This is a genomic window from Streptococcus sanguinis, from assembly GCF_013343115.1.
GTDB lineage: Bacteria > Bacillota > Bacilli > Lactobacillales > Streptococcaceae > Streptococcus > Streptococcus sanguinis_H.
Genome location: NZ_CP054570.1, coordinates 1,918,185 through 1,931,671, shown reverse-complemented (window position 1 = coordinate 1,931,671; position 13,487 = coordinate 1,918,185). Strand labels below are relative to the sequence as shown.

At 43.9% G+C, this 13,487-nt stretch carries 9 protein-coding genes; all 9 read left to right on the top strand.

What is annotated here, in order from left to right:
• Positions 1–127: 127 nt before the first annotated feature.
• The 9 genes from rpoB to FOC72_RS09195 all read left to right on the top strand — a co-directional run bounded on the left by rpoB (position 128) and on the right by FOC72_RS09195 (position 13,455).
• Positions 128–3,694, top strand: coding sequence for a DNA-directed RNA polymerase subunit beta (gene rpoB / locus FOC72_RS09235; protein WP_002896783.1), 3,567 nt, complete (start codon positions 128–130; stop codon positions 3,692–3,694).
• A gap of 40 nt (positions 3,695–3,734) precedes the next feature.
• A complete protein-coding gene (rpoC, locus tag FOC72_RS09230; protein ID WP_032914282.1) occupies positions 3,735–7,382 on the top strand; it encodes a DNA-directed RNA polymerase subunit beta' in 3,648 nt (1,215 codons plus the stop codon).
• Positions 7,383–8,144: 762 nt separating this feature from the next.
• Positions 8,145–9,275 (top strand): non-hydrolyzing UDP-N-acetylglucosamine 2-epimerase, encoded by a 1,131-nt coding sequence (wecB, locus tag FOC72_RS09225; protein WP_002896780.1) that lies wholly within the window; start codon positions 8,145–8,147, stop codon positions 9,273–9,275.
• A gap of 19 nt (positions 9,276–9,294) precedes the next feature.
• Positions 9,295–10,083: a hypothetical protein gene (locus FOC72_RS09220; RefSeq protein ID WP_002896779.1), complete on the top strand. Its 789-nt coding sequence runs from the start codon at positions 9,295–9,297 to the stop codon at positions 10,081–10,083.
• 11 nt (positions 10,084–10,094) lie between these two features.
• Positions 10,095–10,238, top strand: a complete 144-nt coding sequence (locus FOC72_RS09215) for a hypothetical protein (protein ID WP_002896778.1) — start codon at positions 10,095–10,097, stop codon at positions 10,236–10,238.
• Positions 10,231–11,541 (top strand): glycosyltransferase family 2 protein, encoded by a 1,311-nt coding sequence (locus FOC72_RS09210; protein WP_002896777.1) that lies wholly within the window; start codon positions 10,231–10,233, stop codon positions 11,539–11,541. The genes FOC72_RS09215 and FOC72_RS09210 overlap by 8 nt, the downstream gene beginning before the upstream one ends.
• 8 nt (positions 11,542–11,549) lie before the next feature.
• Entirely contained in the window at positions 11,550–12,656 is a 1,107-nt protein-coding gene (locus FOC72_RS09205; RefSeq protein WP_002896776.1) for a family 8 glycosyl hydrolase, read from the top strand.
• A gap of 165 nt (positions 12,657–12,821) precedes the next feature.
• Positions 12,822–13,049 carry a hypothetical protein gene (locus tag FOC72_RS09200; RefSeq protein ID WP_002896775.1) on the top strand — a complete coding sequence of 76 codons (228 nt, stop codon included), beginning with the start codon at positions 12,822–12,824 and terminating at the stop codon, positions 13,047–13,049.
• Positions 13,050–13,074: 25 nt separating this feature from the next.
• Positions 13,075–13,455 (top strand): DUF1033 family protein, encoded by a 381-nt coding sequence (locus FOC72_RS09195; protein WP_002896774.1) that lies wholly within the window; start codon positions 13,075–13,077, stop codon positions 13,453–13,455.
• Positions 13,456–13,487 lie beyond the last annotated feature (32 nt).

Genomic DNA, 13,487 nt, shown 5'->3' with positions numbered 1-13,487 from the left:
ATTGTAAATGACAGAGGATTTTCCTCTGAAAACATTTCACAGAACTCGCCCTCAAAGCGTTGAGAAAAAGATATGTCTTTTCTCGCTTTATCAAGGGCTTAGTATCTTATCATAAAGGAGTAAAAACTTGGCAGGACATGAAGTTCGATACGGTAAACACCGTACCCGTCGTAGTTTTTCAAGAATTAAGGAAGTTCTTGATTTACCAAATTTGATTGAAATCCAAACGGATTCGTTCCAAGATTTCTTGGATCATGGTCTGAAGGAAGTCTTTGAAGATGTACTTCCTATTTCAAACTTTACCAACACCATGGAATTGGAATTTGTCGGCTATGAAATCCGTGAGCCTAAATATACGCTAGAAGAAGCACGTATTCACGATGCCAGCTATTCAGCGCCAATCTTTGTGACTTTCCGTCTAATTAACAAGGAAACTGGTGAAATCAAGACTCAGGAAGTCTTCTTTGGTGATTTCCCAATCATGACTGAAATGGGAACCTTTATCATCAATGGTGGTGAGCGGATTATCGTATCCCAGTTGGTGCGTTCTCCAGGGGTTTACTTTAACGATAAAGTTGACAAAAATGGAAAAGTTGGCTACGGTTCAACGGTTATTCCTAACCGCGGTGCTTGGTTAGAGTTGGAAACAGACTCAAAAGACATTGCCTACACTCGTATTGACCGGACACGGAAGATTCCATTTACCACTCTGGTGCGTGCGCTTGGTTTCTCAGGTGATGATGAGATCTTGGACATCTTTGGTGACAGCGACTTGGTGCGCAATACCATTGAAAAAGATATCCACAAGAACCCAATGGACTCCCGTACAGATGAAGCTCTGAAAGAAATCTATGAGCGTCTTCGTCCAGGTGAGCCTAAGACGGCTGAAAGTTCTCGTTCCCTTCTTGAAGCGCGTTTCTTTGATCCGCATCGTTATGACTTGGCAGCAGTTGGTCGGTACAAGATTAATAAGAAACTCAGCGTCAAGACACGCTTGCTGAACCAAACCATTGCAGAGCCATTGGTAGATGCTGAAACTGGAGAAATCTTAGTTGAAGCTGGTACAGTTATGACCCGCAGTGTGATTGACAGCATTGCAGAGCAGCTGGATAATGGTTTGAACAAAATCACTTATATTCCAAACGACTCAGCTGTCTTGACAGACCCTGTAGAATTGCAGAAGTTCAAGGTAGTGGCACCGACTGATCCAGACCGCGTTGTGACCATCATTGGTAATGCAAATCCGTCTGACAAGGTTCGGATCGTGACACCAGCTGATATCTTGGCTGAGATGAGCTACTTCCTCAACTTGGCTGAAGGTATCGGTCGTGTAGATGATATTGACCACTTGGGGAACCGTCGTATTCGTGCTGTTGGTGAGCTTTTGGCTAACCAAGTCCGTCTTGGACTTTCTCGGATGGAGCGTAATGTTCGTGAACGGATGTCTGTTCAGGATAACGAAGTACTAACTCCGCAGCAAATCATCAACATCCGCCCTGTGACTGCAGCCATTAAAGAATTCTTTGGTTCTTCACAGTTGTCACAGTTCATGGACCAACACAATCCGCTGTCTGAACTCTCTCACAAGCGCCGTCTTTCTGCCTTAGGACCTGGTGGTTTGACACGTGACCGCGCTGGTTATGAAGTGCGGGACGTGCACTATACTCACTACGGTCGTATGTGTCCGATTGAAACACCAGAAGGACCAAACATCGGTTTGATCAATAACTTGTCTTCTTATGGACACCTTAACAAATATGGCTTTATTCAAACGCCTTACCGTAAGGTAGACCGTGAAGCTGGTGTGGTAACCAACGAAATCGTTTGGTTGACCGCTGACGAGGAAGATGAATTTATCGTAGCGCAGGCTAACTCTAAGCTGAATGAAAAAGGTGGCTTTGCAGAGCCTATCGTTATGGGACGCCACCAAGGTAATAACCAAGAATTCCCATCAGACCAAGTAGACTACATGGATGTATCGCCAAAGCAGGTAGTTGCCGTAGCGACAGCATGTATTCCTTTCTTGGAAAATGACGACTCCAACCGTGCCCTCATGGGTGCCAACATGCAACGTCAGGCTGTGCCTTTGATTGATCCAAAAGCGCCTTATGTCGGTACTGGTATGGAATACCAAGCTGCCCACGACTCTGGTGCAGCGGTTATTGCTCAGCATGATGGTAAGGTTACCTATGCGGATGCAGACAAGGTTGAAGTCCGCCGTGAAGATGGTTCTCTTGATGTTTACCAAATTCAAAAATTCCGCCGTTCTAACTCAGGAACTGCTTATAACCAACGTACCTTGGTGAAAGTTGGCGATGTCGTTGAAAAAGGTGACTTTATCGCTGACGGACCTTCTATGGAAAATGGAGAAATGGCCCTGGGACAAAACCCAATCGTTGCCTACATGACATGGGAAGGTTACAACTTCGAGGATGCGGTTATCATGAGTGAGCGTCTGGTGAAAGATGATGTCTACACCTCTGTTCACTTGGAAGAATACGAATCAGAAACTCGCGACACCAAGCTTGGCCCAGAAGAAATTACCCGCGAAATTCCAAACGTAGGGGAAGATGCCCTACGCAATCTGGACGAAATGGGGATTATCCGCATCGGGGCGGAAGTCAAGGAAGGCGACATCCTAGTAGGTAAAGTTACCCCTAAGGGTGAAAAAGACCTTTCTGCTGAGGAACGTCTCTTGCACGCTATCTTCGGAGACAAGTCTCGTGAAGTCCGCGATACCTCTCTGCGTGTGCCACACGGTGCCGATGGAGTGGTTCGTGACGTGAAGATCTTTACCCGTGCTAATGGTGATGAGCTGCAATCTGGTGTTAATATGCTGGTTCGCGTCTACATCGCTCAAAAACGTAAGATCAAGGTCGGAGATAAGATGGCCGGTCGTCACGGAAACAAGGGGGTTGTATCCCGTATCGTTCCTGTGGAAGACATGCCTTACTTGCCAGATGGAACACCAGTTGATATCATGTTGAACCCACTCGGGGTACCATCTCGTATGAACATTGGTCAGGTTATGGAGCTTCACCTTGGTATGGCAGCACGTAACTTGGGCATCCATATTGCGACGCCAGTCTTTGATGGAGCAAGCTCAGAAGACCTCTGGGATACAGTTCGTGAAGCTGGTATGGACAGCGATGCCAAGACTATTCTTTATGACGGACGTACCGGTGAGCCATTTGACAACCGTGTATCTGTCGGTGTCATGTACATGATTAAGCTCCACCACATGGTAGATGATAAACTCCATGCCCGCTCAGTAGGTCCTTACTCAATGGTTACCCAACAGCCGCTCGGAGGTAAAGCTCAGTTTGGTGGACAACGTTTTGGTGAGATGGAAGTTTGGGCCTTGGAAGCTTACGGTGCTTCTAACGTTCTGCAAGAAATCCTGACTTACAAGTCAGATGATGTCAACGGACGTTTGAAGGCTTATGAAGCTATTACTAAAGGGAAACCAATTCCAAAACCAGGTGTGCCAGAATCCTTCCGCGTTCTTGTCAAAGAATTGCAATCTCTTGGTCTGGACATGCGCGTTCTCGATGAAGATGACAATGAAGTAGAACTGCGTGACCTAGACGAAGGTGAAGATGATGACGTGATTCACGTTGATGATCTTGAAAAAGCGCGTGAAAAAGCAGCTCAAGAAGCGAAAGCAGCTTTTGAGGCTGAAGGAAAAGAATAAGAATACACACTGATTAGAAAATGAAGAAAGGTAAGAAATAGTGGTTGATGTAAATCGTTTTAAAAGTATGCAAATCACCCTAGCTTCTCCAAATAAGGTCCGTTCATGGTCTTATGGGGAAGTGAAGAAACCTGAAACAATCAATTACCGAACCCTGAAACCAGAACGCGAAGGCCTTTTTGACGAAGTGATCTTCGGTCCAACAAAGGACTGGGAATGTGCCTGTGGTAAGTACAAACGGATTCGTTACAAAGGAATCGTCTGTGACCGCTGTGGTGTTGAAGTAACTCGTGCTAAGGTTCGCCGTGAGCGTATGGGCCACATTGAATTGAAGGCACCTGTTTCACATATTTGGTACTTTAAAGGAATTCCAAGCCGCATGGGTCTCACTTTGGATATGAGCCCACGTGCCCTGGAAGAAGTCATTTATTTTGCGGCTTATGTGGTGATTGACCCTAAGGATACACCGCTAGAGCACAAGTCCATCATGACGGAACGTGAGTACCGTGAGCGTTTACGCGAGTACGGCGCAGGCTCATTTGTAGCCAAAATGGGAGCCGAAGCTATTCAAGACCTCTTGAAACAAGTGGACTTGGAAGCTGAGATTGCTGTCCTCAAAGAAGAATTGAAAACTGCTTCAGGTCAAAAACGGATCAAGGCTGTCCGTCGTTTGGATGTCTTAGATGCCTTCTACAAGTCTGGCAATAAGCCAGAATGGATGGTTCTTAATATCCTTCCGGTTATTCCGCCAGATTTGCGTCCAATGGTTCAGTTGGATGGTGGTCGTTTTGCGGCATCTGACCTCAATGATCTCTATCGCCGTGTTATCAACCGGAACAACCGTTTGGCTCGTTTGCTTGAGTTGAATGCACCTGGTATCATCGTTCAAAATGAGAAGCGGATGCTTCAAGAAGCGGTTGATGCTTTGATTGATAACGGTCGCCGCGGCCGTCCAATCACAGGACCAGGTAGCCGTCCACTTAAATCATTGAGCCACATGCTCAAAGGGAAACAGGGTCGTTTCCGTCAAAACTTGCTGGGTAAACGGGTTGACTTCTCAGGTCGTTCCGTTATCGCTGTTGGTCCTACGTTGAAAATGTATCAATGTGGTGTGCCGCGTGAAATGGCGATTGAGCTCTTCAAGCCGTTTGTGATGCGGGAAATCGTTGCCCGTGATATCGTGCAGAACGTAAAAGCTGCCAAACGCTTGGTAGAGCGTGGAGATGAGCGTATCTGGGATATTCTGGAAGAAGTGATCAAGGAACACCCAGTGCTTCTTAACCGCGCACCGACCCTTCACCGTCTGGGAATTCAGGCCTTTGAGCCAGTTCTGATTGACGGTAAAGCTTTGCGTTTGCATCCACTGGTCTGTGAAGCCTACAATGCCGACTTTGACGGTGACCAAATGGCTATCCACGTACCATTGTCAGAGGAAGCGCAAGCTGAAGCTCGCATCCTCATGCTGGCTGCTGAGCATATCTTGAATCCGAAAGATGGTAAGCCAGTTGTAACACCATCTCAGGATATGGTCTTGGGGAACTACTACCTGACCATGGAAGAGGCTGGCCGCGAAGGCGAAGGCATGATTTTCAAGGATATGGATGAAGCGGTCATGGCTCTCCGCAACGGCTATGTTCACTTGCATACTCGTGTTGGTATCGCAACAGACAGTCTTAATAAGCCTTGGACAGAAGACCAGAAGCATAAGATTTTGATTACAACTGTTGGTAAAATCCTCTTTAACGCGATTATGCCAGAGGAATTGCCTTATCTGCAAGAGCCAACCAATACTAACTTGACAGAAGGTGTGCCAGCTAAGTATTTCTTGGAGTCAGGACAAGACATCAAGGAAGTCATTGAACAGCTTGAGATTAATGTTCCGTTTAAGAAGAAAAATCTTGGTAACATCATCGCAGAAATTTTCAAACGATTCCGTACAACAGAAACATCTGCTCTTCTTGACCGCTTGAAGAACTTGGGTTATCACCATTCTACTTTGGCTGGTCTGACAGTAGGTATCGCTGATATCCCAGTTGTCGAAGACAAGGCTGAGATTATTGAAGAATCCCATAAGCGTGTTGAACAAATTACTAAACAATTCCGCCGTGGTATGATTACTGACGATGAACGCTACAATGCAGTTACTGCTGAGTGGCGGGCAGCTCGTGAGAAATTGGAAAAACGTCTGGTTGCCAACCAGGATCCGAAGAACCCTATCGTTATGATGATGGACTCTGGAGCCCGGGGTAACATCTCTAACTTCTCCCAGTTGGCCGGTATGCGTGGTCTGATGGCTGCGCCAAATGGACGTATCATGGAATTGCCAATCTTGTCTAACTTCCGTGAAGGGCTGTCCGTTCTGGAAATGTTCTTCTCAACCCACGGTGCTCGTAAGGGTATGACCGATACGGCCCTTAAGACAGCCGACTCGGGTTACCTGACTCGTCGTCTGGTTGACGTTGCCCAAGATGTGATTATCCGTGAAGATGACTGTGGTACAGATCGTGGACTTCTTATCACTTCTATCACAGAAGGCAAGGAGATGATCGAGTCTCTGGAAGAGCGTCTCAATGGTCGTTACACTAAGAAAACAGTTAAACATCCAGAAACTGGTGCGGTCATTATTGGTCCAAATGAATTGATCACAGAAGACAAGGCGCGTGAAATCGTTAATGCTGGTGTTGAAGAAGTGACAATCCGCTCCGTCTTTACATGTAACACCCGCCACGGTGTCTGCCGTCACTGTTACGGTATCAACTTGGCAACGGGTGATGCAGTTGAAGTCGGTGAAGCAGTCGGAACCATCGCTGCCCAGTCTATCGGGGAGCCTGGTACACAGCTGACCATGCGTACCTTCCACACGGGTGGTGTTGCCTCTAATACCGATATCACACAAGGTCTTCCTCGTGTCCAAGAAATCTTTGAAGCCCGCAATCCGAAAGGGGAAGCGGTCATCACTGAAGTCAAGGGTGAGGTTACTGCTATCGAAGAAGATGCATCTACTCGTACCAAGAAGGTCTTTGTTAAAGGCCAAACTGGCGAAGGTGAGTATGTGGTACCATTTACAGCCCGTATGAAGGTCGAAGTGGGTGACCAAGTTTCTCGTGGTGCTGCCTTGACTGAAGGTTCAATCCAGCCTAAGCACTTGCTGGCTGTCCGCGATGTCTTGTCTGTTGAAACTTACCTGCTTGCTGAAGTACAAAAAGTTTACCGTAGCCAAGGGGTAGAAATCGGTGACAAACACATCGAGGTAATGGTTCGCCAGATGATTCGCAAGGTGCGCGTCATGGATCCAGGAGATACAGATCTTCTCATGGGAACTCTCATGGATATCACAGACTTTACAGATGCTAACCGTGATGTGGTTATCTCAGGCGGTGTGCCTGCGACAGCTCGTCCAGTCCTCATGGGAATCACCAAGGCTTCCCTTGAGACAAATAGCTTCCTGTCTGCAGCTTCCTTCCAGGAAACAACTCGTGTCCTGACAGATGCTGCTATCCGTGGTAAGAAAGACCATCTGCTCGGACTCAAGGAAAATGTTATCATCGGTAAGATTATCCCGGCCGGTACAGGTATGGCCCGCTACCGCAATCTGGAGCCTCAGGCTGTCAATGAAGTTGAAATTATCAACGAAGTGACAGAACTGCCAGGTGGATTTGAAACTGAAGAAAATATTGTTCTTAAATAAAGAACTTTCCCTCCCGAAAATCGGGAGGGATTTTTTGTTGCAGCCGATAATTTCTTGCTCACCACTAAATATTATCCTATAATATACTTAGAAAGTTGTTTTTAAGTTCTCCGTTATGGATAAACAACTATAGAAGAAACACTCGAGATTTTCTATTTTAGTTTTTCTATGATGCGAGACGCCATATTCATTTTTAATCAGGGAGGTAGCTGGTTTTTTGTAGTATGATAGCACTAGGTTATACTATTTTAAAAATCCTAAAATAGTAGGAGGGGCAGGTTTGAAATTTTTAAAAAGAGGAGGTTGGTTTTAATGGTAGTGGTCGAAGATTGTAGAGAACAGTAGCTGGCATTTATCTAGCCAGCTCATTCAGGAAGGGAGGATTTTGAAATATAAAGAATAGAAAACAATTAGATTACAAATAGAATAATATTTTATTACAATGAATAAATATTAAAAAATATAGGCAAAAACCACAAAATTCTGCATAAAACAGGACTTTAAGCCTATAAGTTCTTTCCTTTTTATTTATTTTTTTGAGAAAACCGAAAAATTTCAGCAATTTTAAGTTACAGTTAAGTTAAGAAAATTAAAATAATCTTAAATAAGTTACCAACATGTAAATTACTATTAAGAAAGTATAAAATAATAGTTCATGCTTTGATTATTGAAACGCTTGATGGTAAAATAACTAAGGTTACTTAAAACAAACATTTTTTAGTAAAAAGTTAATATAACAATGTTGATTTTTGGTGAGGAAAAATGAAGAAAATTAAGGTAATGGTTGTTTTTGGAACTCGTCCAGAAGCAATTAAGATGGCTCCACTGGTTATTGAACTGAAGAAGCAGGCAGACTTGTTTGAAACGACAACAGTTGTGACTGCTCAGCATCGTCAGATGCTGGATCAGGTACTTGAAACTTTTAAGATTAAGCCTGATTATGATTTGGATATTATGGGGAAGAATCAAACCCTGACAGATATTACTGTCAAGATCCTGCATAAGCTAGATGATATCTTAAAGGAAAACAAGCCAGATATTATGCTGGTGCACGGTGATACGACAACGACCTTTGCAGCTAGTCTTGCAGCGTTTTATAATCAAGTTCGTATCGGCCATGTAGAAGCTGGGTTGCGGACTTGGAATAAATACTCTCCTTTCCCAGAAGAAATGAATCGTCAGATGACCGACTCTTTGACCGACTTGTATTTTGCACCAACAGAACAGAGTAAGGCTAACTTGCTCAAGGAAAACCATCCAGCAGAAACAGTTTTTGTGACAGGAAATACAGCTATTGACGCTCTCAAGCTGACAGTCCAGGCTGATTATCAGCACGAGGTTCTTGACCGTATTAATCCAGCTCGCAAGATGATTTTGGTGACCATGCATCGCCGGGAAAATCAAGGTGAGCCGATGAGAAGGGTCTTTCGAACTCTACGGCAGATTGTAGATGCCCATGATGATGTGGAAATTGTCTATCCCGTTCACCTGAGTCCAGCGGTTCAGGAAGCGGCTAGAGAAATTCTGAGTGACAATGAGAAAATTCATCTGATTGAGCCTTTAGATGTGTTGGATTTCCATAATATCGCAGCTAAAAGCTACTTTATCATGTCAGACTCAGGCGGAGTGCAGGAAGAAGCGCCTTCCTTAGGTAAGCCTGTACTAGTACTTCGTGATACAACAGAGAGACCAGAAGGAGTTGAGGCCGGCACCTTGAAGCTGGTCGGTACAGAAACTCAAGCAGTAGCAGAGGCAATGGAAGCCCTGCTGACAGATGAGTCACTCTATCAGGAAATGGCCCAAGCCAGCAATCCGTATGGTGACGGTAAGGCTTCTGAGCGGATTGCTCAAGCTATTGCCCACTATTTTAAGCAAACGGCTAGACCAGAATAATTTAAGACAGGAGTAAAAAATGTTTAGGAAAAAAGGACTAGAAAAATCATTAGCAGTCTTTGTACTGGCAATTGGACTAATTCTTTTCTACAGTTGGAATTTTGCAGCTAACATATTTTATATCGGAATCGCGCTGATTTTATTAGGTATTTTTAGTGTCTTTGTCCTATCTGATCTCTTGGTGACATGGGCTATGATTTTGGGTGTGGTTATCGCAACTTTGATCTTGCTCTTTGATGTAACCTATCTACCGGACAATCAGGTTCTCTTCTTGCTTTATGTCTTCCCTGTCAGCGCTTGGCTGACCAGCCGAGTGAATTTCTATCTCCATCAGCGCTTGGGATTAGTGCAGGATGACAGTGAAGATGCTGCTGAGGCCTATGAAGAAATGGTTCAGAAAGTAAATCAGAAACAAGCTCCAGCCTTTCAGGCCTTGTTGGTCCATTGGGCACACAATCATCATTTTTATCAAATTCACTCTCGGGAGTACAAGCGGATGCTCAAGAGAATTTTACGACTGCTTAACTGGGACTTCCAGAATGTAGAAACAGTTTACTATGTATCCAATGGTAACTTTCTCGTTCTGGTAGAAGATCTGGATCAGGAAGTCAAGGAATATTTCCAAGAGAAAGTGCGTGACGATTTAACGATGATGCACTTTGAGAATAAGAAAACTGACCAAAAAATTCAGTTTCAGTCCGGCAGTTTAAAACTTAATGCTCAAAACATTGACAAATTCCATAATTTCGATGACGCTTTGAGCAATCTGGAGCGTCAGCTTGAAACCGACATTATCGTAGAATACTAGGAGGTAAACACATGTCTTTAACAGAAGTATTTTTTATCATCTCTATGGTGCTAAGTATCTTTTTTGCTATTAGCTTTTTGGTCCTCTTCATTTATTATCTGGTTATTTACAATCGGGTCAATAAAAATTTTAGGGCGGTGACTCGTCATGATTAGTCAACTTATTATGATTGTCACTCTGTTCTCCATCTGGATGTCTCTGGCTTGGGCTTTAGTTATTCTATGCTCTTCCGTGCATTTCTGGATGAAACGCAGTGACTTCAACGTGGATACCAGCCCATTGGAACATTATCCTATGGTTACAGTCGTTGTCCCAGCCCACAATGAAGATGTGGTTATCGCTCAGACAACTAAGGCCATTCTGGACTTGGACTATCCTCATGACCGAGTAGAAGTTCTGCTCTTTGCAGACAACTGCTCGGATGACACTTATCAAGAAATGCTGAAAGTACAGGCTATGCCTGAGTATGCTGGACGTAATATTACAATTACAGACCGTACTGGTACGGGAGGTAAGGCAGGGGTGCTGAATGACGCCCTGAAGATGGCCAAGGGTGAATATATCTGTGTCTATGATGCGGATGCCATGCCAGAAAAGAATGCTCTTTACTTCCTAGTCAAGAAAGTTTTGGAAGATCCAGAACGCCACGTTGCTTCTTTCGGACGCAACAAGACCCGCAATGCCAACCAGAACTTCCTGACACGTTGTATCAACCAAGAAATCGTTGTAACTCAGCGTGTTTACCACGTAGGTATGTGGCACCTCTTTAAGATTGGGCGGATTCCAGGTACGAACTTCTTGATTAACACTGAGTTTGTTAAGAGTATTGGTGGTTGGAAAAATGGTGCCTTAACAGAGGATACGGAAATTTCCTTTAAGATTATGCAGAGCGGCAAGCTGATTGCTTTGGCTTATAACTCAGAGGCCTTCCAACAAGAGCCAGAAACCCTCAAGTCCTACTACATGCAGCGTAAGCGCTGGGCTAAGGGGAATTATGAGGTAGTTCTTGCCAACTTCAAGCATCTCTTTAGCGGCGGTAATTGGCGCGTGAAACTGGAAGTGTTCAATTATTCTTGTATCTTCTTCTGGTTCAATCTGGCGATTGTCTTATCTGACTTGGTTTTCTTTGCCAATGTAGCGGCGATGATTACCCAGCTCTTTGTACCAGATGTGCGGATTCCTTTCGCTTTTGATGCCCAGAATATCTATATCGTCCAGCTGATGCTCTTTAACTGGCTTCTGATGATTTTGCTTTATCTTTTGCAGATCAATATCGCCCTGGCTTCTCAGTTTGGACAGGCGACCACCAAACAGATTTGGCTGGCTCTTGTGTCCTATTTGACTTACTCTCAGCTCTTTATCGTTGTTTCTTTAGATGCAGTAGGATCTGTTATCTTGGACAAGATTTTGAAGCGGAAAGAAACCAAGTGGGTTAAAACAAAACGATTTGCAGGTTAGGAGAAAGTGTGAAAAGAACAAGATTAAGATTTATTTGGTTTGTGACAATTCTGGCTGTCTTGGCTGGTATCCTGTTGTACACCCGCATGGGCAGTACTCCTAATATCAAAAAGAAGATATACAGCCAATGGTCTAAAGAATATGTCGTAACCAAGGACAAATTGTCTTATATCAGGACGACAAACAGTAAGACTGAAGATGTTGTGCTGTCTGAGGCACAGGGTTATGGCATGGTGATTGCTGTGGATGCAGCTAAGCAAGGCGATGCCAGTTCGGCTGATTTTGAAAAGCTCTACCAATATTATCTAGCTCATCGTCTGAAAGATACCCAGCTCATGTCTTGGAAACAGACGATTAAGGATGGAAAGAGCAATCATGAAGACGAAAACAATGCTACAGACGGCGATCTCTACATTGCCTATGCTTTGATTCAGGCTGCTAAGCAGTGGCCGGACAAGGCTAAAGAATACCAAGATCAGGCTCAGGCCATTCTGAAAGATGTCTTGGCATATAACTATAATGAAAGTAACGGCGTTTTGACGGTTGGGAACTGGGCAAATGCAGAATCGAAATTTTATAATCTCATGCGGACTTCTGATACATTGCCGCAGCAGTTCCAAGCTTTCTATGAGTTGACAAAGGATAAGCAGTGGCTGACAATCCGGGATAACATGCTCAGCAAACTTGAAGCAATCAGCGCTGATAATAAGACTGGTTTGATACCAGACTTTATCTGGGTTGAAGGCGACAAAGTTCGGGCAGCTGATGCTGATACGGTTGAATCTGCAAATGATGGCTATTATTCTTATAATGCCTGCCGACTTCCTTACAACCTGGCTCAAAGCAAGGATGAAAAAAGTCAAAAAATGCTGAAGAAGATGTTGAACTTCTTCCTCAGTCAAGAAAAGATCTATGCGGGCTACACTCTGAAAGGGAAGGCTCTCAATAGTAATCAGGCTGGCAGCTTTACCGCTCCAGTATTCTATGCGGCGAATAACAATATGGAATTCCGCAAATTGGTGCAGCAGAATAAATATCTCTTCATGCAAGGTTTGCCGTCAGATAATTACTATGACGCAGCTGTGACAACGATGATTGCTTTAGAAACTTTATAATGCAGAAACAAGCAAGATGAAAATTTTGCTTAAGATCATGCAGACATAGGGTGGGACAAAATAATGTTTGTCTCATCCTTTTTTGAATAAAAAGCTTGAGATTTATTTCGCAGACCGTTAAAATAGAAAGAATTTATAAGAACGCAACAATGGGAAATATATCCTATGAAAGCCTATACTTATGCTAAATCAGGACTTACCCAGTTTCTAGATGTTGAGAAACCTGTCGTATGTGTAAATGGTCCGACACTATTTGTTCGCATGGTTAAGAACACTATCCATGATGTTAATCTTCATATTATGAAGAGTAATCTGCTTGCCTCCGTTCCAATAAAATTCTTGTTTTCTGATTTTGAGCAAAATAGTTTTGTTCGTCAAAGAATTCATATATAATATACGGTACAAAGAGAGGACGAGTATGTATTGTGTAATTGAGATGTACGGGGACTATGAACCGTGGTGGTTCCTAGATGGCTGGGAAGATGATATCGTTGCAAAGAAGCAGTTTGATGATTATTATGAAGCCCTTAAGTATTATAAAAGCCGCTGGCTGCAAATGGAAGAGCAGTCACCTTTGTATAAGAGCCGCAGTGATTTGATGACAATTTTTTGGGATCCGGAGGATCAGCGCTGGTGCGAGGAGTGCGATGAGAATGTTCAGCAGTATCATTCGCTGTTTTTGCTGGAGAATGAGTGCAAGATTCCTAAGAGCAAGTATCGGCCAGGCTATACTAAGCAGAACGGCCTTGAAAAGCACCGAGCTTGCTCAGTCAAACTAAAATCCGCTAAGCCTCTTTAAATCGAAAGAATATATTTTGCAAATTTGATAAT